Origin of the sequence: Alkalibacillus salilacus, assembly GCF_030812915.1 — a bacterium.
Lineage (GTDB): Bacteria > Bacillota > Bacilli > Bacillales > Alkalibacillaceae > Alkalibacillus > Alkalibacillus salilacus.
In genome coordinates, this window is record NZ_JAUSTQ010000002.1 from 228,491 (window position 1) to 253,741 (window position 25,251).

Annotated in this window: 24 protein-coding genes and 1 other annotated feature; of the genes, 2 read left to right on the forward strand and 22 right to left on the reverse strand. The window is 38.0% G+C overall.

The window, feature by feature from the left end; translation table 11 throughout:
• Window positions 1-46: 46 nt before the first annotated feature.
• The 9 genes from aspS to J2S77_RS03430 all read right to left on the reverse strand — a co-directional run bounded on the left by aspS (window position 47) and on the right by J2S77_RS03430 (window position 12,423).
• Window positions 47-1,828: an aspartate--tRNA ligase gene (aspS, locus tag J2S77_RS03390; protein WP_306974636.1), complete on the reverse strand. Its 1,782-nt coding sequence runs from the start codon at window positions 1,826-1,828 to the stop codon at window positions 47-49.
• 11 nt (window positions 1,829-1,839) lie between these two features.
• Window positions 1,840-3,108 carry a histidine--tRNA ligase gene (hisS, locus tag J2S77_RS03395; protein WP_306974638.1) on the reverse strand — a complete coding sequence of 423 codons (1,269 nt, stop codon included), beginning with the start codon at window positions 3,106-3,108 and terminating at the stop codon, window positions 1,840-1,842.
• 285 nt (window positions 3,109-3,393) lie between these two features.
• Window positions 3,394-3,623, reverse strand: a binding site (T-box leader).
• Window positions 3,624-3,676: 53 nt separating this feature from the next.
• Window positions 3,677-4,120, reverse strand: coding sequence for a D-aminoacyl-tRNA deacylase (dtd, locus tag J2S77_RS03400; protein ID WP_306974640.1), 444 nt, complete (start codon window positions 4,118-4,120; stop codon window positions 3,677-3,679).
• 16 nt (window positions 4,121-4,136) lie between these two features.
• The gene (locus J2S77_RS03405) at window positions 4,137-6,326 is read right to left on the reverse strand and encodes a RelA/SpoT family protein (RefSeq protein WP_306974641.1); all 2,190 of its coding nucleotides are present in this window, start codon (window positions 6,324-6,326) and stop codon (window positions 4,137-4,139) included.
• Window positions 6,327-6,469: 143 nt separating this feature from the next.
• Window positions 6,470-6,982: an adenine phosphoribosyltransferase gene (locus tag J2S77_RS03410; protein ID WP_306974642.1), complete on the reverse strand. Its 513-nt coding sequence runs from the start codon at window positions 6,980-6,982 to the stop codon at window positions 6,470-6,472.
• The gene (recJ, locus tag J2S77_RS03415) at window positions 6,972-9,290 is read right to left on the reverse strand and encodes a single-stranded-DNA-specific exonuclease RecJ (protein ID WP_306974644.1); all 2,319 of its coding nucleotides are present in this window, start codon (window positions 9,288-9,290) and stop codon (window positions 6,972-6,974) included. The genes J2S77_RS03410 and recJ overlap by 11 nt, the downstream gene beginning before the upstream one ends.
• 69 nt (window positions 9,291-9,359) lie before the next feature.
• Window positions 9,360-9,686 carry a LapA family protein gene (locus J2S77_RS03420; protein WP_306974646.1) on the reverse strand — a complete coding sequence of 109 codons (327 nt, stop codon included), beginning with the start codon at window positions 9,684-9,686 and terminating at the stop codon, window positions 9,360-9,362.
• 117 nt (window positions 9,687-9,803) lie between these two features.
• Window positions 9,804-12,074, reverse strand: a complete 2,271-nt coding sequence (gene secDF, locus J2S77_RS03425; RefSeq protein WP_306974648.1) for a protein translocase subunit SecDF — start codon at window positions 12,072-12,074, stop codon at window positions 9,804-9,806.
• 40 nt (window positions 12,075-12,114) lie between these two features.
• Window positions 12,115-12,423 carry a post-transcriptional regulator gene (locus J2S77_RS03430; RefSeq protein ID WP_306974650.1) on the reverse strand — a complete coding sequence of 103 codons (309 nt, stop codon included), beginning with the start codon at window positions 12,421-12,423 and terminating at the stop codon, window positions 12,115-12,117.
• 178 nt (window positions 12,424-12,601) lie between these two features.
• Between J2S77_RS03430 and spoVB the strand changes: the two genes are divergently transcribed.
• Window positions 12,602-14,143, forward strand: coding sequence for a stage V sporulation protein B (spoVB, locus tag J2S77_RS03435; protein WP_306974651.1), 1,542 nt, complete (start codon window positions 12,602-12,604; stop codon window positions 14,141-14,143).
• Here spoVB and J2S77_RS03440 read toward each other — a convergent pair.
• Together J2S77_RS03440 and J2S77_RS03445 are read right to left on the reverse strand one after the other, a co-directional pair.
• Window positions 14,140-14,790, reverse strand: coding sequence for a DUF421 domain-containing protein (locus tag J2S77_RS03440; RefSeq protein ID WP_306974652.1), 651 nt, complete (start codon window positions 14,788-14,790; stop codon window positions 14,140-14,142). The genes spoVB and J2S77_RS03440 overlap by 4 nt on opposite strands.
• A 63-nt stretch (window positions 14,791-14,853) precedes the next feature.
• The gene (locus J2S77_RS03445; protein ID WP_306974654.1) at window positions 14,854-16,134 is read right to left on the reverse strand and encodes an ArsB/NhaD family transporter; all 1,281 of its coding nucleotides are present in this window, start codon (window positions 16,132-16,134) and stop codon (window positions 14,854-14,856) included.
• A gap of 109 nt (window positions 16,135-16,243) precedes the next feature.
• Here J2S77_RS03445 and J2S77_RS03450 point away from each other — a divergent pair, with 109 nt between their 5' ends.
• Window positions 16,244-16,624 carry a TIGR04086 family membrane protein gene (locus J2S77_RS03450; protein ID WP_306974656.1) on the forward strand — a complete coding sequence of 127 codons (381 nt, stop codon included), beginning with the start codon at window positions 16,244-16,246 and terminating at the stop codon, window positions 16,622-16,624.
• Window positions 16,625-16,949: 325 nt separating this feature from the next.
• Here J2S77_RS03450 and yajC read toward each other — a convergent pair whose 3' ends face one another.
• The 11 genes from yajC to J2S77_RS03505 form a co-directional block, all read right to left on the reverse strand.
• The gene (gene yajC / locus J2S77_RS03455) at window positions 16,950-17,207 is read right to left on the reverse strand and encodes a preprotein translocase subunit YajC (protein ID WP_306974658.1); all 258 of its coding nucleotides are present in this window, start codon (window positions 17,205-17,207) and stop codon (window positions 16,950-16,952) included.
• Between the two features lie 17 nt (window positions 17,208-17,224).
• Entirely contained in the window at window positions 17,225-18,361 is a 1,137-nt protein-coding gene (gene tgt / locus J2S77_RS03460) for a tRNA guanosine(34) transglycosylase Tgt (protein WP_306974660.1), read from the reverse strand.
• Between the two features lie 18 nt (window positions 18,362-18,379).
• Window positions 18,380-19,405 (reverse strand): tRNA preQ1(34) S-adenosylmethionine ribosyltransferase-isomerase QueA, encoded by a 1,026-nt coding sequence (gene queA / locus J2S77_RS03465; protein WP_306974662.1) that lies wholly within the window; start codon window positions 19,403-19,405, stop codon window positions 18,380-18,382.
• Window positions 19,406-19,422: 17 nt separating this feature from the next.
• On the reverse strand, window positions 19,423-19,623 hold the full coding sequence (locus J2S77_RS03470; RefSeq protein WP_167260957.1) for a DUF2905 domain-containing protein: 201 nt from the start codon (window positions 19,621-19,623) through the stop codon (window positions 19,423-19,425).
• On the reverse strand, window positions 19,620-20,621 hold the full coding sequence (gene ruvB / locus J2S77_RS03475; protein ID WP_306974664.1) for a Holliday junction branch migration DNA helicase RuvB: 1,002 nt from the start codon (window positions 20,619-20,621) through the stop codon (window positions 19,620-19,622). Before ruvB ends, J2S77_RS03470 begins: the two co-directional genes overlap by 4 nt.
• Before the next feature lie 11 nt (window positions 20,622-20,632).
• Complete coding sequence (gene ruvA, locus J2S77_RS03480) at window positions 20,633-21,238, reverse strand: Holliday junction branch migration protein RuvA (protein WP_306974666.1); 606 nt, start codon at window positions 21,236-21,238, stop codon at window positions 20,633-20,635.
• Window positions 21,239-21,407: 169 nt separating this feature from the next.
• On the reverse strand, window positions 21,408-22,127 hold the full coding sequence (locus J2S77_RS03485; RefSeq protein WP_306974668.1) for a YebC/PmpR family DNA-binding transcriptional regulator: 720 nt from the start codon (window positions 22,125-22,127) through the stop codon (window positions 21,408-21,410).
• A gap of 26 nt (window positions 22,128-22,153) precedes the next feature.
• Complete coding sequence (locus J2S77_RS03490; RefSeq protein ID WP_306974669.1) at window positions 22,154-22,912, reverse strand: SDR family NAD(P)-dependent oxidoreductase; 759 nt, start codon at window positions 22,910-22,912, stop codon at window positions 22,154-22,156.
• Window positions 22,913-23,301: 389 nt separating this feature from the next.
• The gene (locus tag J2S77_RS03495; protein ID WP_306974671.1) at window positions 23,302-23,799 is read right to left on the reverse strand and encodes a YhcN/YlaJ family sporulation lipoprotein; all 498 of its coding nucleotides are present in this window, start codon (window positions 23,797-23,799) and stop codon (window positions 23,302-23,304) included.
• Window positions 23,800-23,851: 52 nt separating this feature from the next.
• Window positions 23,852-24,610 carry an NAD(+) synthase gene (gene nadE, locus J2S77_RS03500; protein ID WP_306974673.1) on the reverse strand — a complete coding sequence of 253 codons (759 nt, stop codon included), beginning with the start codon at window positions 24,608-24,610 and terminating at the stop codon, window positions 23,852-23,854.
• Between the two features lie 100 nt (window positions 24,611-24,710).
• Window positions 24,711-25,175, reverse strand: a complete 465-nt coding sequence (locus tag J2S77_RS03505) for a LysM peptidoglycan-binding domain-containing protein (protein WP_306974675.1) — start codon at window positions 25,173-25,175, stop codon at window positions 24,711-24,713.
• Window positions 25,176-25,251: the final 76 nt, after the last annotated feature.

Here is a 25,251-nt window from a genome sequence, read left to right on the forward strand (position 1 = left end):
TTCAAGCTTAGAAACCGTCGTTTTTTGTAGTAATTTTTTCCGATATTTACTCTTTCGGATCTTCATTTGTTTTAGTTGTTTTTAAGTAAAGTTCATCTAGTTGGCGCTCATCTACTTCATCAGGTGCCTGCGTCAACAAGTCTGATGCAGAAGCTGTTTTCGGAAAGGCAATTGTATCACGTAAATTTGTTTTCCCAGCTAAAAGCATTACTAAACGATCAAAGCCTAATGCTATACCACCATGAGGCGGAGCACCAAACTCTAAAGCTTCAAGTAAGAAACCAAATTGCTCTTGAGCTTCTTCTTGAGTGAATCCTAACGCTTCGAACATTTTTTCTTGCATTTCCTTCTTATAAATACGTAATGAGCCTCCACCCAACTCATATCCGTTTAATACGATATCATAAGCACGCGCCTTAACGTCTGCTGGATTATTTTGAAGCTCGCTTAAGTCGTTAGTTTGAGGCATTGTAAACGGGTGATGCGCTGCATGGTAGCGTCCGTCGTCCTCATCATATTCAAATAATGGCCAATCTGTGACCCATAAGAAATTATATTGGCTATCATCAATTAAGTCTAAGTCTTTAGCTAATTTCTGACGTAAAGCACCTAAACTGTCATAGACAACTTCAGCTTGGTCTGCAACAAATAATAATAAATCATTTGTTTCGCCATTTGTTGCGTTCATAATGGCATTAGCATCTTCTTCTTCAAAGAACTTGGCGATTGGCCCAGTCAGCTGACCATCATCCACTTTCATCCAAGCTAAACCTTTAGCTCCGTATATAGCGACAAATTCCGTCAACTGATCAATATCTTTACGAGAGAATTTGTCGGCATAACCCTTAACATTGATTGCACTGACTTTACCGCCAGTTTCTATCGCTTGTCTAAATACTTTAAAGCCACTATCTTTCACAACTTCATTCAAATTAACTAGTTCTAAATCAAATCGTGTATCTGGCTTGTCCGAACCATAACGATCCATAGCTTCTTGGTAACTTAGGCGTGGGAACGGTAAAGGTACATCCACATCTTTAACCTCTTTTACGACAGACGCTAACATTTCCTCTGTCATTTCCATAATTTCCTCTTGAGACATGAATGACGTTTCAATATCTACTTGGGTAAATTCAGGTTGTCGGTCGGCACGTAAATCTTCATCACGGAAACAACGTGTAATCTGATAATACTTTTCAAACCCGGACACCATAATAAGCTGCTTAAAGATCTGAGGAGATTGTGGTAGTGCATAAAATTCTCCTGGATGAACTCGGCTTGGCACTAAATAGTCACGTGCTCCTTCAGGCGTGCTTTTTGTTAGAATCGGTGTTTCCATTTCTAAAAAGTCTTGATTATTTAAATAATGACGTATAGCTTGAGCCGTCTGATGTCTTAGTTTCAACGTGTTTTGCATCGTTTCTCGTCGTAAGTCAAGATAACGATATTTTAGTCTGGTATCTTCATTTAGATCATTTGTACCATCGACTTTAATTGGCAAAGCTTTTGAGCTATTAACAAGTGTTACCTCATCAACAAGCACTTCAACTTCACCCGTAACCATATTAGGGTTTACTGTTTGTTCGTCACGACGCTTAACAGTACCTTTAATTTCAACAACATATTCACTTCGCAAGTTTTCTGCTGTTTCAAGTGCTTCTTGATTATGTTCGGGACTGAAAACAGTCTGAACAATACCAGAACGATCACGAAGATCAATAAAAATTAATCCTCCTAGATCTCGGCGTTTCTGTACCCAGCCTTTTAACAATACAGATTCATCAACTAATGCAGTTGTTACCTGCCCACAATGCGTTCTTTTTTTCATGGTGTACCTCCTTACAATCCTTGCTCGATTTGGGCTTTGACGTCATCAATGGCTATTGTTTTCTGTTCGCCATCTTCTAATCGTTTAATATTAGCTACGCCTTGTTCAATCTCTGACTCACCAATCACGATTGCATAGGACGCTTGATATCGGTCGGCCGCTTTAAATTGTGCTTTCATTTTTTTATCTAAATAATCTTGATCAACAATGAATCCCGCTTTTCTTAATTGGTAAACAAGTTTTGAACCAGCGAATTTGGCCTCATCACCCATTGTAATCACATAACAATCTAGCTCATCTTCGCTATCTAAACTAATGCCTTCAGCTTCAAGAGCCATAATTAATCGTTCAATACTTAAAGCAAAACCTATACCCGAAATTTCCGGACCACCAATATCTTGAATAAGACCGTTGTAACGTCCACCTCCAGATAAAGTAGTGATTGAACCAAAACCATCCGCTTCACTCATAATTTCAAATGCTGTATGCGTGTAATAATCTAAGCCACGCACTAATGCATCATCAACGACATAATCGATACCCATTGCATCTAAATGCTTTTTAACGTCAATAAAATACTGTTGAGAATAATCATTTAAGTAATCCAAGATTGACGGAGCATTCTGCATGGAAGGGTGATCTTGGTCCACTTTACAATCCAATAAACGTAGTGGATTTTGCTCTAAACGCATCTGACAATCTGAGCATAATTCATCTTCGTGTGGTTTGAAATGATCAACTAATGCTTGTCTATGGGCTTCTCGACTCTCATGATCACCTAAGCTGTTCAAAACAAGTTTGAGCGATTTTAAACCAAGATCTTGGTAACAATCCATCGCAAAAGCAATAACTTCTGCATCAATTGCTGGATCAGCACTTCCAATTGCCTCAATTCCAAACTGTGTAAATTGGCGTGTTCGTCCTTGTTGTGGACGTTCGTAACGGAACATCGGCCCTAAATAATACAATTTAGTCGGCTGTTCAGGATTACCATGCATTTTATTTTGAACATAAGAGCGCGCGACTGACGCTGTCCCTTCTGGACGTAGTGTTAAACTGCGTCCTCCACGATCCGTAAACGTGTACATCTCTTTTTGCACAATATCAGTTGTATCACCAACACCGCGTTGAAATAATTCGGTTCGTTCAAACATAGGTGTACGGATTTCGTGATAATGATAACGTTCGGATAATTGTTTTAATGTATCTTCAATGATTTGCCAAGTTTTCGTTTGTTCTGGAAGTAAGTCTTCCGTCCCTCTAGGAATATGGATGTTCATATAAAGTCCCTCCTTAAGTTTTCCTTAATACGCATTAAATATAAAAGCTTTGTTAAAGTCCGTTGTTGATATTGTGCTCCGCTTTCGGTGGACGCTTTCCGCGGGCACGGCTCGAGCCTCCTCGGAAGAAAAGCGCTTCCTGCGGGGTCTCGAGACTCGTGCTATTCCCGCAGGAGTCGCCACCTTCGCTTCTCACAATTCAACAACTAAATGCTTAATACTTTGAAATCAACACTAAACTTTAACATAGCCAATATAAAAAACGTCCCTATCAAATGATTATTTGATAGGGACGAGGTTCACCCGTGTTGCCACCCTGATTAAAGCATATTATCATATGCTTTCGCTTCGTTAACATAACGCTTAATCGCGATCGTACTTACTAGACAAGTGTGGTTCAGCACGACACCTCCAGAATGTCTTTCATGAAATAAACGGATAGGTTTATTTTCAGCCACGATAAACCCTCTCTGCAATTGTTCGGTTTCCACTACTTTTTCCTTCGTCGGTTTTATTTATTAAAATGTTTTTATTATCATATCCATATTTCATACGACTGTCAAGTTTATCATTCATTGGAGTCAATAATCAATGTTACTGGCCCGTCGTTTGTTAGGGAAACTTTCATATGTTCTCCGAAAGCTCCTGTTTCTACGGGAACTCCTAATGAACGAACTTTATCATTAAATTGTTCATACAGCGTATTAGCTTGCGCAGGTTTAGCTGCTTGCATAAAGCTTGGACGTCGACCTTTCCTTGTATCACCATATAGTGTGAATTGCGAAATCGATAAAATCTTTCCGCCAACATCTTTTAATGATAAATTCATCTTACCTTCTTCATCTTCAAAGATTCGTAAATTAGTCACTTTATCGGCGATATAGTCAAGGTCTTTTTCGGTATCTTCGTGTGTGACTCCAAGCAAAACCACTAATCCAAAATCAATTTCACCTGTAATGGTTTGGTCCACTTCTACTTCTCCGTTTACAGTTCGTTGTACTACTGCTCTCATCTTTCTACAGAACTCCTTATTGAATCGTTCGTTGGACAGTAAAGACATCTCTTATGTGTTTTATTCGTTCAACAATTCGTTTTAAATGATCCACATTTTGAATTAAAATCGTTAAGTTAATAACAGCCATTTTGTTCTTATCAGATTTCCCATTCACTGCCACAATATCCGTATTAGTTTCATTTACAACTTGTAATATTTCATTTAATAAACCATTACGATCGAATCCTGAGATTTCTAAATCGACACTGTAATTTTTACGTTGACTGCTAACATCTTCCCATTCGACTTCAATCAACCTTTTTTCGTCCTCATTTTTCATGTTTGGACAGTCTTCTCGGTGTACTGAAACGCCGCGACCTTTTGTAATAAAGCCAATAATGGGATCACCTGGTACAGGGTTACAACATTTCGATAATCGAACCATAAGATTATCCATACCTTTAACATTGACACCCATGCCTGTGGTTTTTTTACGTTTTGATTCTACTTCTTGTTGAGCTTCCAAAATTGAGTTCTCTAAATCTTCAGCACGTTCTTCTTTGACGATTTTTTCAGTTAATCGATTAACAGCCTGCTGAGTGGTTATCCCTTGGTAACCAACAGCAGCATAGAGATCTTCTAGTGAATTAATGTGTAATCTATCAACAGCATTTTGAATATTATCATCGACTAATACTTCTTTAGGAGATAATCCTAAATTCTTTATCTCTTTCTCTATTAATTCTTTGCCGCGTTCAACATTTTCTTCACGACGTTGTTTTTTGAAAAACTGTTTGATTTTATTTTTAGCTTGTGTTGTTTGTGTAATTTTAAGCCAATCTTCTGATGGTCCATATGAATGTTTCGACGTTAACATTTCCACAATATCGCCTGTTTGTAGCTCATAATCTAAAGGTTCAATCTTCCCGTTCACTTTAGCCCCGACTGTTTTATTACCTACTTCAGTGTGGATGCGAAAAGCAAAGTCTAGAGGCACGGAACCACTTGGTAGTTCAATCACGTCACCGTTTGGCGTGAACACATATACCATGTCAGAGAAGAAATCAACTTTAAGAGACTCCATAAATTCTTCGGCATCATTTGTTTCATTTTGCCACTCAAGTATTTCACGGAACCAAGCCAATTGCTTTGACATATCTTCCTGTGTATTTGTTGTCCCTTCTTTATAAGCCCAATGAGCAGCGATACCATATTCAGCGATTTCATGCATTTCTTGCGTTCGAATTTGGACTTCTAGCGGATCGCCTTTTGGCCCAATCACAGTTGTATGAAGTGATTGGTAAAGGTTTGGTTTCGGCATCGCAATATAGTCTTTAAAACGTCCTGGCATTGGCTTCCAACAAGTATGAATAATCCCTAATACTGCGTAGCATTCTTTAATACTCTTCACAATGACACGTACAGCCAAAAGGTCATAAATTTCATTAAAATCTTTTTTCTGATAAGCCATTTTTTTATAAATACTATAAATATGCTTTGGTCGTCCTGAAATCTCAGCTGAAATGCTGACATCCTGCAACTGATCTTGGATGTCATCAATGACTTGATCGATGTAGTAAACACGCTCATCCCGTTTCTGTTTCATCAAATTAACTATCCGATAATATTGTTGCGGATTAAGATAACGTAATGAAACATCTTCTAATTCCCATTTAATTGTGGAAATACCAAGGCGATGAGCAAGAGGTGCAAATATCTCTAGTGTTTCATTAGCAATGCGACGTTGCTTGTCCTCTGGAAGATGATCAAGCGTCCGCATATTATGCAGGCGGTCTGCTAGTTTAATGAGGATCACACGAATATCCTTGGCCATCGCGATGAACATTTTACGATGATTCTCTGCTTGCTGTTCTTCTTTGGACTTATACTTAATCTTACCTAATTTTGTTACACCTTCAACAAGTGATGCGACTTCTTCACCAAACTCTTCTGACAAGTTTTCGTACGTTGCTTCAGTGTCTTCTAATACATCATGCAAAAATCCGCTCGCAATTGTAGAAGGATCCATTTCCAACTCAATTAGAATGCCAGCGACTTGAACAGGATGGGTAATATAAGGTTCTCCCGATTTACGAGTTTGTCCCTCATGTGCGTCTTTAGCGTATTCATAGGCAAGTCGAAGAAACGTCGTGTGTTCATCATTCAAATAACGACTCGCTTCTTCAATGACTTCATCTATTGTTTTTTCTTCATGTTTAGCCATAACATCACCTAGGTGTAAAATAATTTATCTTTATTATTTAGAATATAAGAGAAATTGTAAAGTAGAAAATCATGATCAAACGTTAACAATACCTAAAAATAATAAAACTTGGCTGCCCCAAAAGTGGGTCAGCCAATATTCCTTTAATACTCCATTAATTTAAGTATATCATAGTCTTGTAATTTTTCACGACCGTTTAAGTAAGATAATTCAATTAGGAAAGCACAACCGACTACATTTCCACCAAGTTGTTCAACAAGGTCAATTGTCGCTTGAACAGTGCCGCCTGTCGCCAGTAAATCATCGACAAATAACACGCGTTGGCCAGGTTTAATAGCGTCTTTATGAATCGTTAAGACATCTGAACCGTATTCCAAACCATAATCTACTCTTATTGTTTCGCGTGGTAATTTGCCTTCTTTACGAACAGGGGCAAATCCTACCTCAAGTGCATATGAAACGGGACAGCCCACAATAAAACCGCGTGCTTCAGGTCCAACGATGACATCAACTTCTTTTTCTTTAGCATAAGCCACGATTTCGTCGACAGCTGCTTTAAATGCTGGACCATTGTCCATTAACGTTGTAATATCCTTAAATTTAATGCCTTCCTTTGGCCAATCCTCAACAATTGTTACATAGTCTTTAAAATTCATGTACAACTTCTCCTTCCATTTCGCGAGAATGAATTTTTGAATCAATCCATTCTTTCAATTCACGATAAGTTGAATAATATAAAATCTCATCTACTTTTACTGCGTCTAGCTTACGTTGATAAGTGGTTGATTGTTCAAGTGGTCGAAATGAAACACTTTCTTGAAAGACAATCAAACCATTAGTTATTTTAACAAAATCTAAATCAAAAAACACGTCCAACATAAAATCAAGTTTGTCATTTGACCAACTTTTAGCTTGAGCAAGCTGTACTTTCTGTTCAGAAGTAATTTGTTTATGTTTTTTTAATAATCCGTATAGTTGTTTAAAGTCATCTCTTGTTGGAATGACAGATAAAAAATGTGATTGGTCTTGATGAAAACACAGATAAACAGCATCGATATAACTATGCTTCAGTATATCTTCAAAAGCTTGTAAATTTTGAGGTAAATCAAGACAGACGATGCGTTTATACTCATCATGGCTGTCATTTATTAACTGCTCATAATAGACAGCACTATCCACACTCGGCTTCATTTTATGATTGAAATAGACAAACAGTGTTTCTTGATCATTCGTTAATTGATGTTTAACTGTATCTGGTAAAACTTTACCACGATAATCAAACAATTGCCATTCTTGACAACGAACGTCTTTTAACTTGATTTGTAGTTTTCGGTGTCCATTCCATTCATTCACTTCTATTTCACCAGCTACATCAATTTCAACACCTGGTGTCAATTTCTCAGCTATATCTCCCAGTTGAAAACCAATCATTTCGATTGAAACTTGATCTTTCATGCCCATCATCTTAATATGATTCTGATTAGCTCCGATTCGCTTGATTTGAGATAAGGTGATATTAGAAACCTGAAAAATCGGCTTTTCGTTTTCCATCCCAAAAGGGGATAACAATTCAAGCTCCTTAGGAAAATTGAGATCAATTTCGGCCCAATCAACGTCATCCTCAATCGATAGGGTTGGGATATAATCTTCTGGACTCATGACTTTTTGTGCTCGTTCATTAAAGGCTTCTCTTAACTGACTAACTTGATTAAGATCCACTGTCATACCAGCTGCTTGGGCATGTCCACCGAACTGCTTGAAATGATCTCTAATCAGCATCCCTTCTTGAAACAAATCAAATGCCGGAATACTACGGCCACTTCCTTTAGCAATTCCCGATTCTGGATCCTCGCCGAGAACAAGTGTCGGTCGATAATATTTATTAACAATCCGTGATGCAACAATTCCTAAAACACCCGGATTCCAGCCTTCACCTGATACAACAATAACGGAATCATCACGATAATAGCTTTCGATTTGTTCAAAAGCCTCTTCAGCTATTGTCTTAACGAGTTGTTGCCGTTCTTGATTCAACTGATCAATTTCTTTAGCCATATCTTCTGCAAGAACAGAATCTTCTTCTAGCAGTAAATCTACCGCTAAGTCAGCATCTTGTAATCGTCCTACCGCATTTAACCTTGGCGCAATAACAAAGCCGATATTCTCAGCTGTTAAGTTGCCTTCTAGTTTTCCTAATTGTTTTAATGCTTCAATGCCAGGTTGGCACTCTTTAGATAAAATAGATAGTCCTTGCTTGACGAGCAGACGATTTTCACCTCTTAAAGGAACAAGGTCTGCAACGGTTCCTATCGCGACATAGCTTGTTAACCATGTTGGGACTTCACCGATTAACGCATGGGCCAATTTGAAAGCAACGCCTACTCCAGCCAAATCATCAAACGGGTATTGACCCGATAAATTAGGATGAATAATCGCAAATGCATCGGGCATGGTATCTTGTGGTTCATGATGATCCGTAATGATTAGGTCAATTCCTAGCTCTTTTGCGACTGTCGCTTCATGAGGTGCAGCAATCCCATTGTCCACTGTAATGATAAGCGTACAACCAGATTCACCCAACATTCGAAAAGCTTCTTCGTTGGGGCCATAGCCTTCCGAAAAGCGACTCGGAATATAATAATCAACGACAGCTCCTAACGATTGTAACGTTGACACTAAGACAGATGTTGATGTCACACCATCTGCGTCATAATCACCATAAATAACAATGTGTTCACCTGTATCAATCGCTTGTTGAATGCGTTGAACCGTTTTTTCCATATCTTCAAATAAAAATGGATTATGTAAATCATTTATGTTCGGGTATAAAAATTGCTGTGCCTGTTCATCATTATCAATCCCTCGTTTCGCTAACATTCGTTTAATAACGGGGGAAACAGATACACTTAATTGTGTTTGATTTTCAATATTATTTAATTGCCAGTTCATTTTACTCTCTAACATAACGTCACCCCTGACCCACTCATTATACAAGAGCTTGCCAGGGGTATCAATTGACGATTACGTGTCTTATTATATTTTATCTGAATTTGCACCTTTATGTTCTGATGTCTGATCATCCTCAAGGTCAGTACTTTCATTTTGAACTTGTGATGATTCGTGTTCTGAATGAGTGTTAGCATATTTGAGTTGTCTTTGTAATTGATAAATTTTTGCAAAACTACCACCAGCGACAACTAATGCACCTAAAAGAACCGATATTAAAATAACAAGAATCAGTGGTGCTTCAGTTCGTGTAAACAGAAAATCGACGGGCACTGATTCCACATTAATCACGGCAAAAATCGCTATGATCAGTGTAAAAATAAGCGATAAAATAATCATCGTTTGTTGTTTCATATAATCTCTCCCATTCCAGAATAGTCTTTGTTATTTTATACCCTATAATAATATTTCTTAATCTTCGATCAATATAAAAAGATGGCAGACTTTCGATCTGCCATCTTTTTGACCACCTTACACTTGTGGTCCTTCTTGTTTTTTCTTCTTACGGTAATCAACTGGTTTGTCTTTGATGTTACGACCACGAGATACGAGCCATAATTGGGCACCTAGGAATAGTGATGAGTACGTACCAGCAATTAGCCCTACAATCAGTGCAAATGAGAAGTAGGTAATAGCTTGTGCGCCGAATACAAATAGCATAACAGCAGCAAACACAACCGTAATAACAGTGTTAAAGCTACGTGCTAATGTCTGCATCAAGCTCTTATTAACAATGGATGCTAATTGACTGAATGATTTCACTCGTTGTTCTATCCTTAGATTCTCCCGTATTCGGTCGTAGGTCACAATCGTATCATTGACCGAATAACCCACAATGGTCAGTATCGCAGCAATAATCGTGACATCAAACTCAAATTGGAAGATGCTGAACAGTGCTAAGATAAAGAACGCATCATGTAGCAATGCTAAGATAGCAGTTATCGCAAAGAACATTTCGAATCGGAATGTGACATAGATAATAATCGCAATAGATGCATATAAAACTGCATAGATAGCATTCATTGCAAGTTCTCTTCCAATTTGTGGTGTAACCGTACTAACGCTCGGTTCATTACCATATTGCTCAGTGAAATGATTGTTAACCTCAGCAATTTGATCTTGGTCTAATACACTATTAAAACGCACCATTGCCATATCATTTTCATCACCAGCCATGACAACTTGTGTTGGATTTAAGCCGAGCGAATCAAATTCTGATTCGACCTCTTCAGTTGTTATCGTATCATCTGATAACACTTGAACGCGCGAACCGCTTTCAAAATCAATGCCTAAGTTTAATCCAGCTGTCATTAAGAAAATGGCACCTGCTATAATTAACGCAATAGATATACCGAAAAACTTCTTACGATGTTTGATGAAATCAAATGATTTACCAAACACATGTGGGTCAACTTCTTCACCTTTGGATATATCTTTGATTTCTTCTGGTTTAACCCCGAATAATTTCGGTTTATTATTAAGTGCTTTACTGTTGACCCATAGATTTAACAGGAGACGAGTTAAATAAACAGCTGTTATAAAGCTTAATATAATACTAATAATTAGCATCGTCGCAAAGCCTTTAACTGAACTCGTTCCGAAGATAAAGAGTACAGTTGCTGCAATGATGGTTGTGACGTTAGCATCTAAAATAGTGGCTAACGATCGTTTGTTTCCTGCTTTATAGGCGGATTTTAATGTTTTACCTGCTTTTAGTTCCTCTTTAATTCTCTCAAAGGTGATAATATTGGCGTCCACAGCCATACCAACACCTAACACTAAGGCCGCAATGCCTGGTAATGTTAATACACCATTAATCAAATTAAAGACTAATAAAATGAGATAAATATAAACACTTAACGTTACCGCAGAAATAATACCTGGGAAACGATAATAACCTATGATATACAGAAGGATCAATAAGACACCTAAAGCACCTGCAATAATCGTCTTATCTAAAGCTTGTTCACCAAACTGAGCACCTACAGAGACTGAATATACTTCATTTAAATCAGCCGGTAATGAGCCAGAATTTAATAAATCTGCTAACTGTTTGGCTTCTTCAATTGTGAAGTTACCCCTTATCATGACATCGTTTCCTGGGATTGGATCATCGACTGCAGGTGCTGATAAGTATTTCGGATCTTCAGATTGTCTTTGTTCTTCGAATGAATCGCCTTCTTCATAGTCTAACCAAATGACTAGTAAATTCTCTCCTCGTGGCTTGGCGGCAACTTCTTCGGTTACATCACGAAAATTTTCGTATTCACTGTCTTCGAATTGACGCTTTGTTTCTAAAGTGACAATCGGTTGATTGGTCTCATTAAAATCTTGGGCCGCACTTCCTTCAACTAACTGACTACCGTCAAAATATAATTCATCATCGACACCACGAAACGAAATGCTGGCCGTCGTCGATAATAACTCTCTCGCTTCATTTTGGTCACTTACACCTGCTAGTTGAACGCGAATCCGATTATCCCCTTCAATATTAATTGAAGGCTCATTAACACCTAATACGTCGACACGTTGGTACAAGCTCTCTACCACCGCATCGAGCATGTCATCAGTTACTTCGTCCCCCTCATTTAATGGTTCCACTTCATATAAAACTTCAAAGCCACCTTGTAAATCTAAGCCAAGGGGAATATCTTTTGTGACTGAAGTAGTCGTTGTTCCAATAATTGTTCCTAATAATATTACAATTAAAAAGAACCCGACTATTCTACCCTTCCTTTTCATTTTTCTCGTATCCTCCTTTTATCGATCCAACGCTTTCTCTTTATTTAGTTTGTTCAGGTTCTCCATTTGTTAATGCTTCTATATGTTCCATTAAATTGCCTGTATCTTGTTGAGCTTGTACAGTTAAATAACTCATAAAAAGTTGGTCACTCATATGTAAAATGTCTTGAACAACTTCATGTAACGTTAATTCCTTATTTTTACGCCAAACTTTTTGATTCAGGCAAAACCATACATCTTCATGTGTTACTTCATCATATCCTAGTAGCGTTAATTCTTCTACTTTACTTTGAATGACATGATCTAATTCAGGGCGCCACGTTTCTACGTGTTTTTTTATCGGTTCCACCAAGAACCCTCCTCAATTTCCATTAAACGTAATAAATCCCACTCATATTTTAAAGGACTGTACCAATCAATACCTAACTAATCGAAAAACTTACACACGTTTAACATGTTATACGAATAGACAAGCATATAAATTATTGTATCGGAATTTCTTATGTTTGAGAAGGTAGGTATTCAAATTGTCTAAACAGACTTTCATAAAAGGCGCTTTAATTTTAATGATAGCAGGCATGATCAGTCGATTATTAGGTTTCATCAATCGCATTGTGTTGGCACGCATGCTTGGTGATGAAGGTGTTGGCATTTATATGCTCACACTACCTGCTTTGTTTTTTGTCATTACATTATCACAAATTGGAATACCCGTTGCGGTCTCAAAATTAGTCGCTGAAGCTGAAACGAATCAACAATATGATAAGATTAGAAAAATTGTCTCTCTCTCGTTAATCATTACTGTCTCATTAAGTATTGTTCTAACACTTTTATTAGTCGCTTTTGCACCCTATATTTCAACCTACCTCATCTTGGATGAGCGCACACATCTATCACTTCTTGCGATCAGTCCTATTATTATAATTATTGCTATTTCTGCTGTATTTCGTGGCTATTTCCAAGGGTTACAAAATATGAAACCACAAGCCATAGCCCAAGTCATTGAACAAATCATAAGAATCATCTTTGTTTTTATACTCGTTAGATTGACATTGCCTTATGGATTAGAAGCCGCTTCTGCTGGAGCGATGGTTTCAGTCGTTATTGGTGAATTTGGTTCGCTGTTATACATTTATTATTGTTATAAACGAAATAAGCAGAACATTGTCGCAAAAACTGTCAACACAGCACATTATAAGATGAAACAGCTTTATAAACGGATTCTTGATATCGCTTTACCAACAGCTGGAACACGTATCATCGGGTCCATCACCTATTTCTTAGAGCCCATATTCGTGTCACACACTTTAATCATTGCAGGCTATACCATTAGCGAGAGCACCAGTTTATACGGGCAGTTAACAGGCTATATTATGCCATTATTACTATTACCGACATTTATTACGCATTCACTATCTGTTGCTTTAATCCCTTCAATTAGTGAAGCTCATGCTTTAAATCATATGCAAACCGTTCATTATCGAATTAGACAAGCTATTAGATTGTCATTCGCTTCAGGTGGTATTGCGACGGTCATTTTTGTGTTATTAGCATCCACACTACTTCATTTGATGTATGACACTGAAGCAAGTGCTGATATGTTGACTTTTATGGCGCCGTTTTTCTTATTACTATACATCCAAGCACCTCTTCAAGCCACATTACAAGCATTAGAATATGCGAAGCAAGCGATGATTAATAGTTTAATTGGCGCTGTTGTAAAGTTAAGTACGTTATGGTTACTGGCCACACAACCTTCATTTGGTATTGATGGAGTCATGCTTTCCATCATCATTGGTGTTATAGTAGTAACCTTCTTACATATCATTTCATTGTATAAACTCATACATTTTACGATTCCATTATCTTTAATCTTAAAAATGCTAGGACTTATCTCAGTGTTAATCATAATTGGTCAACCTATATTATCAATTCTAAGTTACTTACAACCATTGTGGTATGTCATCACATCGATAGGTTTTCTTGGTATCATCTACTTACTTGGATTGGTCCTGCTTCGCATTATCTCTAAAGATGAATGGGACCAACTTAGAGCTGGACGATTTTAATCAACGAATTTCAAATCAATGTGTATAGAGCCATCTTGTTGGATTTGAGCAAATGAGATTTTATCAATTTGCTCAATCCCATGATGCTCCAATTGTTTTAGGATATCTTCTTTCGTCACTTGATGTTGATCTAAAGACTTTTCTTGCCACTTTCCATCCAAGATAATGGGCTCAAAATAATTTAATGGTTGATCATCACGTGTAAACACAGAGAGCTTGCCACTTGTTTCCAAAATGGCAAGCTCTACTTCTTTTAGATTCACAACACCTTTTTCCCTTAATTGGACCATCAAGTCATCTAGATTATATCGTTGTTTTTTCATGACTTCTTCATCTATTTTGCCATGTCTAATGATAATCGATGGCTGCCCATCCAACAAAGAACGCACGCGATGGTTTTTTAATGACAACCAAGCCGTTGCTCGCTGAATGACAAATAAGACGAGCATGGGGGTTAAGAGGACTAAAAATGAATCATCAGTCCGTTCAATCGATAAAATACCGATCTCAGCAAGCATAATGAAAATGACCAGATCCATCACACTTAATTCCCCGATCTCGCGCTTACCCATAAATCTAAAAAGTAGATAAATCGCTATATAAACCCCAATCGTACGTATAACTAATAAAATAATTTCTTCTACCATAATGTTCAACTCCAAAAGCTAATCCATAGTTAGGATGAGCCTTTGGAGTTGTAATTATACGGTCTAAAAATACCGAATGTACAAATAGCCTGAGGCAATTAATAACGATAACAACACAACTGTAAAACCATAAACCATATATCTTAAAAACGGAATACGAACGCCATTCGTACTTGCAATACCTGCTACTACAACGTTTGCAGAAGCACCTAATAGCGTACTATTGCCACCTAAGCATGCCCCTAATGCCAGAGCCCACCACATTGGGTCTGTTGCTTTCATCCCGAACTCTTCTAATTCTAATAAAACTTGAATCATTGAAGCCACATAAGGGATATTATCAAGAAATCCTGATAACAATCCAGCAGACCAAAGAATCGCATAGGAAGATTTTAAACTTTCACCCTCTGTAATTGACATAAACATAACAGCTAAATGATCTATAATACCTGTCTGCTCTAGTCCTCCTACCAAAATAAATAAACCGATAAAGAAAAACAAAGTCGTCCATTCTATTTTTGAAAAAACTATATCTGTTAAACCATCCTTTTCCGATAGCAGTAACAATAATAAAGCACTAACCAATGCAATTGTTGTCAGCTCCACATGCAGAAGTCCATGGAACATAAATGCGATAATCGTTAAACATAGAATACTGACTGACTGGTATAAGAGTGGGGTGTGTTTAAGGGCAGATTTGGGATCGACATTGCGAACTGAACGATTATTTTCAGTTTCAACCTGTTTTAATGAACGGTTAAAGAAAAGAAATAAAAGACCCATTGTCATTAAAAATATAATCACAACTATTGGAGCTAAATGCACAATAAATGACATAAAGGTTAAATGTTCTACAGCTTGTCCAATCATTATATTAGGCGGATCACCAATCATAGTAGCTGTACCGCCAATATTAGAAGAAATAATCACCATAACAAGATAAGGAAAAGCTGGCAAATTCAACTCTCGGATCATATGAATTAAAATCGGTACAAATAACAAAACAGTTGTCACGTTATCTAGTAACGCTGAGCCAACTGCTGTTAGAACAGCTATCCAAAAAAATAGTGCATAAGGCCGCTCACCAATACGTTTAATTAACCATAAGGCTATAAATTCAAAGATACCTGTACGCTGTGTAATGGTTATAAGTACCATCATAGAAAACAAGAGCACAATCGTACTCCAATCAACATAACTAGTCATCGCATCGTCAATTGTGAAAATATTAAACACAATTAATAATGCCGCACCACACAATGCGACTAAAGCACGATTTATTTTCTCTAACAATAAGAATAGATAACTTATTGCAAAAATAGCGATAGCAATAATGGCTTCCACTCTGATTACCCCTTTTCTACTAACCTAATCCATTCATACGTCTTTTTTAATCTATTCATGCATAGTTTAGAGTAAGACAAGCAAAAGTTTAGAAAAGGGTGTGGTGACATTGAATCAACGTTTGAAGGCAGTGTTACTAGGTGTGTTGTCCATTTATGCATTAATGATTACGGTAAGTTTTGTTTTAGCTTTACTCATTCGATTTGATTGGCTTAATACTGATCAGCTGACTTGGTTACCATTTATTGTTAGTACACTAATTGTTATGGTAGGTGGGGGTATCAGTGGATATTTAACCGAACAAAAAGGTTGGTTATCTGGACTACTCGTCAGTAGTTTGTACATAATCAGTTTGATCGGTTATCAATTTCTAGCGCATGATACTGGTATTTATTCAGGGCAGTGGTTACATTTCGTCATATTTATTATTGCAACGATTATTGGTAGTATTTTAGGTGTACAATTACGTGGCCAATCTAATAATACTTAACCCGAAATCCATTTGTTCATATGCATACTTATAATCTAATCATCGTTTAGGTGCAGAGTTTTTAAATAATAGTTCTGTTAAAGTTTAGTGTTGATTTCAGATGATGTAGCACTGAGTTGTTGAATTGTGAGGAGCGAAGGTGGCCACTCCTGCGGGAACAGCACGAGTCTCGAGACCCCGCAGGAAGCGCTTTTCTTCCGAGGAGGCTCGAGCCGTGCCCGCGGAAAGCGTCCACCGGTAGCGGATCACAATATCAACAACGGGCATTATCAAAGCTTGAATAATAAAAGCCGCTTCGAGTTCATCGACTCAAAGCGGCTTATTATTATGCTTTCTTTTCACGAACTGCTGAACGATCATATGTAAGCTTCTGACCTTCATTAACTTCTAATACAATCGTACCTTCGTCTAAAGCGTGCACTGTAGCGTGAAGACCACCAATAGTGATAATCTCATCGCCTTTTTCTAAGTTGTTTTGCATTTCCGTTACTTGTTTTTGACGTTTTTGTTGTGGTCTAATCAAAATAAACCAAAACAAAGCAATAAACAAGACAATTGGAAGCAACGCACCAATAATATCCATTGATTCACCCCTCCTTTCTAGAAGTTTTTAGCATCTGGTTTATTAAAACCATATTGTTCAAAAAATGCATCGCGAAAATCTCCTAAGCGATCTTCTCGAATCGCATTTCTAACTTCATCCATTAATTTTACCAAAAAGTATAAGTTATGATAAGTCGTAAGCCTAATACCTAAAGTTTCATTCGTCTTAATCAAGTGTCGAATGTAAGCTCTGGTATAATTGCGACAAGTATAACAATCACAATTTTCATCAATCGGTGTGAAGTCACGGGCAAATTTCGCATTTCTAACAGTTAGTCGGCCGTTAGATGTCATGCATGTTCCATTTCGTGCAATACGAGTTGGTAAAACACAATCAAACATGTCCACACCTCGCATAGCTCCGTCCACTAAGGAATCAGGTGACCCTACACCCATTAAATAACGAGGTTTATTATTGGGTAGCAATGGTGTTGTATAATCTAGCATGCGATTCATAACATCTTTAGGCTCACCTACAGATAAACCGCCAATAGCATAGCCCGGAAAGTCTAAACTCGTTAAATCCCGAGCACTTTGTTTACGGAGTTCTTCATATTCGCCACCTTGGATGATGCCAAACAATCCTTGCTCATTAGGCTTTTGATGAGCTTCTAAACAACGTTCTGCCCAACGGCTTGTCCGTTCAACTGACGATTTCATATATTCATAGGATGCAGGGTAAGGCGGGCATTCATCAAATGCCATCATAATATCAGAACCAAGTGAATTTTGAATATGCATCGCTTTTTCAGGTGATAAGAATAACTTCGCACCACTTATGTGGTTACGAAAGTGTACACCTTCTTCTTCAATTTGACGCATATCGCTTAAACTAAACACTTGAAAACCACCAGAATCAGTTAAAATGGATCCATCCCAGTTCATGAACTGGTGTAGTCCACCTGCTTCTTCAACAATATCTTCTCCAGGTCTTAACCACAAGTGATACGTATTTGAAAGTATTATATTCGCACCAATCGATTTTAATTCTTCTGGCGCCATTGTTTTAACTGTTGCCAGAGTCCCTACAGGCATAAACGTTGGGGTGTCAAATGATCCGTGTGGTGTATGAACTCTACCTAATCTGGCACCTGTTTGTTTACACGTTTTAAACAACTCATAAGTAATGGCCATGGTCACGTCTCCTAATCTTTATAATATGATCATCGCATCGCCGAAACTAAAGAAACGATATCTTTCTCGAATCGCTTCATGATAAGCGTGCATGATAAAATTCTGATTCGCAAAAGCACTAACTAACATAATCAATGTTGATTTAGGCAAATGAAAATTTGTAATTAAGCCATCGACGGCCTGAAACTGATAAGGAGGATAGATAAAAATATCTGTCCAACCTGAAGCTTCCTTTAATTCGCCATAATCACGCATAACCGTTTCTAACGTTCTAATTGACGTCGTCCCAACAGCAATAACGCGACCACCGTTTTCCTTCGTTGCTTTTAATTGTTCAGCCGATTCACGAGACAAATGATAATACTCTGCATGCATATCATGCTCTTCTATATCATCGACCTGAACAGGCCTAAACGTTCCTAGCCCTACATGTAACGTCAGATAAACAATATTAATACCTTGCTCACGAATCTTGTTCAATAATTCTTCAGTGAAATGCAACCCTGCTGTTGGAGCTGCAGCCGAACCAGGATCTTCAGCATACACCGTCTGATAACGCTCTTGATCATCTAATTGTTCTTTAATATAAGGAGGTAAAGGCATTTCACCAAGTTCATTAAGTACTTCTAAAAAGATGCCCTCATAGTCAAATTCTACAATTTTGCCACCTTGGTCGAGTGTCTCAACACAGGTTGCTGTTAATAAGCCATCACCAAAATGAATAGTGGTGCCTTCTTTAAATTTCTTAGCTGGCTTTGCTAATACTTCCCAGCGATCCCCTTCAATTTGGTGTAACAATAATAATTCAATACTAGCACCCGTCTCTTCTTTCGTCCCTAATAAACGAGCAGGTAATACTTTTGTATTATTGAGAACTAAACTATCTCCTGGTTGTAAGTAATCCAAGAGATCTGAAAAGGTTCGATGTTCAATCGATTCATCTTCACGGTTTAACACCATCAAATTAGAAGCCGTTCGGTCCTTTAATGGGGTTTGAGCAATTAGTTCTTCAGGTAAGTCAAAATCGAAATCTTCTATCTTCATTGTTTCTACACGTCCCTTTATTTAAACCTTCCAATAATCATGAAAATCACACTTAAAATGATACTGACAACAATTGAAGTTACAATCGGAAAATAAAACGTTGTGTTGCCTGTCTTAATCGTAATGTCTCCAGGTAATTTACCGATGAAACTCCAAATCAAGCCAATCATAATAAATAGTACGCCTATTAAGATAAAGAACTTGCCAAATCCAGTCAAGTTTCATGAACCTCCCGATTAAAATGATCATATGCTTTATGCGTTGCCACTCGCCCTCTTGGTGTACGTTGAACATATCCTTGTTGAAGTAAAAATGGTTCATAGACATCTTCAATCGTTTGAGACTCTTCTCCAATAGTAGCAGACAATGTATCTAAACCAACAGGACCACCTTTGAACTGATCAATGATACTGAGTAGATATTTATGGTCGATATGGTCCAAACCTGATGCATCTACTTGTAACATATTTAACGCTTTATTAGCACTATCAATCGATATAATGGGTTCACGATTCACTTGGGCCAAATCTCGAACACGCTTTAATAAGCGATTAGCTATTCTTGGGGTCCCCCGTGAACGTGAGGCGATTTCTTCCGTTGCTTGTTGGTCAATGTCAAATTCAAACACAGATGCTGTTCGTTCGATTATCGAACAGAGATCAGTCACTTGATAAAATTCAAGACGACTAAGGACACCAAACCGGTCGCGTAGAGGTGCTGATAATAGTCCAGCCCTCGTTGTAGCTCCCACAAGGGTGAATGGAGGTAAGTCTAACCTTACCGATCTCGCTGCATCCCCTTGACCTATAACAATGTCGAGTACAAAATCCTCCATTGCAGGATATAATACTTCTTCAACTGAGCGTGGTAGACGGTGAATTTCGTCAATAAACAAGACATCCCCTGCCTCTAACGAGGATAGAATGGCAGCTAAATCACCAGCTCTTTCAATCGCTGGGCCTGATGTCGTCCGAAATTGCACACCCATTTCTTCAGCAATAATCGCAGCTAATGTCGTCTTACCAAGTCCAGGTGGGCCGTATAATAAGACATGGTCCAATGGCTCCTCGCGCATTTTAGCCGCTTCAATAAATATTTTTAAGTTTTCTTTTGTTTTATCTTGTCCTATATATTGTCTCAGTGTTGACGGACGTAAACTTTGTTCGACTTGTACATCTTCCCACTGAGCCTCACTCGACACCATTCGTTCATCCATTCAACTCACCCTTAACGCATTAATAATTGCAGACCTTGTTTCACCAGTTCATCTGTCGAATCTGCTTGATACGATTTTAATGTTGGCGCGATTTTATCAATTTCTCGTTTCGTATAACCAAGTGTCAATAACGCTTCAATAGCCTCGTCATATTGTTGATGGTTGGGTTGTGCTTCATGCTCAATCGTCAACATATCATCAACAGATGTTTGCATCCATGCATCCACTTTTCCTTTTAAGTCTAAGATCATTTGGCGGGCTGTCTTTTTACCGACACCAGGAAATTTGGTTAAGTAAGCATCATTTTCTTGTTCAATTGCTTGAGCAAAATCATGAACAGATGTTTCACTAACGATACTTAACGCATTTTTAGGACCAATTCCTGAAACGTTTAATAATTTCTTAAATAAATCTTTTTCTTCGCTCTGATAGAAACCATAAAGCATCTGAATATCTTCACGGACATAAAAATATGTAAACAATTTAACGGATTCGTCTTGTTTGGATTGGTAACAGAGAGGGTGTGGACACCATATTTCATAACCAACGCCGTCAACATCCAAAACAACATACTCTTCGGTGATCGATGTTAGTTTACCTTGTATATATGCGTACATTTTGTTCCTCCTAGTATGTCTGAACAAACGTTCTCACTCTAGTTTAACATGTCATAGCCCATTCGTCCGCAATTTATTTTGTTACGTTTTTTTAACACACTAACTCTGTTATAGCCTAAACCATAAACTCAAAAATGCCACCTCCCCGGCTGGAAAGGTGGCTCTTTGTTTATTGCATATTATGATGAACTTCTTGCACATCATCAAGATCTTCTAACATATTAATAAGATGATCCATGTCTTCTTCGTGTTCATTCGGAATCGGTGTATACGTATCAGCGACCATTGTTAGTTCAGCAGCTGCTAATGAATATTGTTCTTTCATCGTATTGCGAACCGCTTCAAAATCTTCGGGTTCAGTAAATAATTCAAACACTTCGTCACTTGTTTCAATTTCTTCACTCCCCGCTTCAATTGCTTCTAGCATAAATTCCTCTTCATCATTCTCTATCTGGTCACGTTCAATTGCAATATAACCTTTGCGGTGAAACATAAAAGAGACACAACCATTTTCACCTAAGTTACCATTATTCTTATTAAATGCATGGCGTACCTCTGAAGCTGTACGGTTTTTATTATCGGTTAGTACATCAACCATAACGGCAATTCCACCTGGGCCATATCCTTCATAAGTGAATTCTTCATAATTCGCACCATCTAGATTACCTGTTGCTTTATTAATAGCGCGTTCAATATTATCATTAGGCATATTGTTTGATTTGGCCTTATCAACCGCCAAACGAAGTGCTGAGTTTGTTTCCATATCAGCACCGCCTTCTTTTGCAGCCACATAGATTTCTTTAGCAAGTTTCATAAAAAGTTTTCCGCGCTGAGCATCTTTTGCATTCTTTTTATGCCTAATATTATGCCATTTTGAGTGTCCTGCCATGACATTCCCCTCCCTTACTGTACAAGTTACTGAATTAAATCATAAACTCGGTAAACACGACCGTTTTCTAATTGTTCTTGGTCGTTAATTAAATTTTGTAATAAGTCGGCAACCTCTTTCGGACTCCGCAATTGATTATTGTCTTTTAATTGCTTGAAATTGTCAACGTCTTTGAACTCGTCAGTAGTTGCAGAACGAATTTCACCTTGCATATCAGTGTCCATTACACCAGGGCTAAAAGCAATGTGAAGATCATTAGAGCCTAACTCATTTGCCTCTACTGCTGATGTTTCTGTATATTGATTAATAGCAGCTTTTGTAGAACTATAAGCATTCCAACCGTAGATTGCTTTTTCTGCTGCACCTGAGGTAATGTTTATAACAGCCAAACGATTTGGATTAACTTGTGCTTTTAATGTGTTAATCAAAATCATTGGTGCTGTTAGATTCAATGTGACATGTTTAGCAATCGTTTCATTCTCTAATTGACCTACGGGACCCATAGGCGTAACCATACCTGCATTGTTCACGATCAATAATTCTTCAATTGTTTGTTGTGTTAATTGTTCAGACAAAGAAGTTGCTATGTTTTCGATTTGATCTACGCTAGACAAATCACCAGAAATATGGCGGTAATTTGGTTCGTGATTTTGTGCTAGCATTTCTAATTCGTCGACTTGCTGTTGGCGAGCAACAGAAATGACATGGTAGCCACTTTGTAATAAGTTTTTCGCTACCTCTTTTCCTAACCCTTTTGACGCCCCTGTTACAATAGCATATTTCATGATATAATCCCCCAATTATTAATATGTAGGCTCTGTTAAAGTTAATTGTTGATTTTCAAATGATGTAGCACTGAGTTGTTGAATTGTGAGGAGCGAAGGCGGCGACTCCAGTGGGAACAGCGCGTGCCTCGAGACCCCCAGAGGCCCACAGGATGTGGGTCACTTCGGCGTTTGTGATTGACGTCCGGCACTTAGCCGAAGTTCCTTAAGTGGCCGAGGAGGCTCGAGCCGTGCCCCTGCATAGAAAACACTGTGAAAAACGAACGTAGTGAGATTGAACAGATGTTGCACTTGTGCCCTATGGGTAAAAGCGTCCGCCGAAAGCGGATCACAATATCAACAACGGACATTAACAAAGCTAATATGTAAGTAAACAGGGATCAACCTGTTTACTCTTTTCGGTCTTCAATACGATTATGAAATTCTCGATTGACGTAGACGCTGACATCCGTTCGATCTGTGATGTCTTCAACTACTTTTTTCACTTCCGTTACTGCCTCTTCCTCTGTTGTTCGTGATGTCAATTGAACAGATACGTATATGTGTTTCTCTTGGACCGAAATACCAGCTTGTTTTATTTCATCTAGATGCATTACTTCTTCATATAATTTTCGTTCCATCTCTTTTCGTTCTGTCACTTCTTTAGAGACATACGGGTTGCCATCCGAATTATCTAATGTATCCTCGATTTGCTTCTCATTAAAGTATTCATGAGGGTTTTCATACATATTCAAACGAATCTGCTGTTCAGGTGTTAACTCAGCGTCTTCTTGTGATTCCATTGTGTGATCATCTTGCGTCCGATTTGCCTCACGTTCTGGGTTAACAAATGTACAGCCTGAAACCAATACAAACGAAGCCAGAATGATGATTATTGACTTAAACATGCAAAACACCTCCGTTTCATTATTTTGAAATAAGAGGTGTTAAAACATACAATTATTCGAGTGTGAAATGATGGAAATCGGGTGGTGATTTAGGTAAAGCACGTTTATGTGCTGTTCGCTCATGCATCATTTCAATTTTTTCAGCATCATTGTCACTCACTGATTCTCCGTTTAAGAAGGCGTCAATGGCATCATATGAAACACCCATTTCTGACTCATCAGTTTGACCATCCCACAATCCTGCACTCGGAGCCTTATCAACTATCTTATTCGGCACACCTAATGCACGACCTAATTCACGTACTTCTTCTTTTGTATAGTGAAGTAATGGGACAATATCAACGCCACCATCGCCATGTTTAGTGAAGTAGCCTGTGTACCATTCAGCTGCGTTGTCTGTACCCACAACTAAATAATTATAGTTAGCAGCTACAGTGTATAAGGTGCTCATCCGCATGCGAGCACGTAAATTAGCATCTGCGATTTGTTCTTTATCTGAATTCCATTCCCCTTGGTTTTCAATTTGTTGCTTAATGGTCGAGAACATTGAATCATGTTGATCCGTTAAATCAATTGTCATATGTTTAATGCCTGATTCTTCTATGACTAACTCAGCATCATCACGGTCTTGATCTGCACTTTTACAAGGCATAATGAGTCCTAATGATTGCTCAGGAAATGCTTGTTTGATTAGATACGCTACAACCGTCGAATCAATACCTCCACTCAAACCGACAACTAATCCATTTGAATTCGTTTCTTTAACGGTTTCTTGTAGCCACTGTACTAACTGGTTGATATGTTGCTCCATATACTGCTCCCCTTTGCTCCACTTTGTTAAATTTATTCTATCATAAAGAAATTAAAAAGAAAATCAAGCCGACGAATGCGACTTGATCAATTTAAAACCTTTATTGACACCCACAACCATTATTCCAGCCATAGCCATTACTCCAGCCATAAACATACGGATTCTCACGATAAAAATGAGGATGCGGAAAAGGTACTGACATTGGCTGATTAACACCATAGTGTTGATAGGAACCATTATTGTAATTAGAATTATCTTGATTTTGAATGTAAGGTGCTAATTTTTTATCAAACCATTCGTCTTCTCTTATAACCGGGATTGACCGGGGCTTTGCATGATCTGGAAACGGAAATCGTTCAGTTGAATGACTTGAACTCGTTTGCTTTTGTTTAACCTCTTGACGATTAGTTACCGCCTCTTGAGGCACTTTCACTTTCATGCCTTCTAACACTTCTGTTACATCAGATAAATGTTTATTCATGTCATAAAGATTTGATTCAGAAAGGCCATATTGTTCCGCGATTGAGCCCATTGTTTCACCTTGCTTCACGATATGAAATTTCATTATAAATACCCCCTTACTGTGAATTTAGGCGTTACCCTAATTTATGCACACAGTAAAGGGATGTTGACACATAATC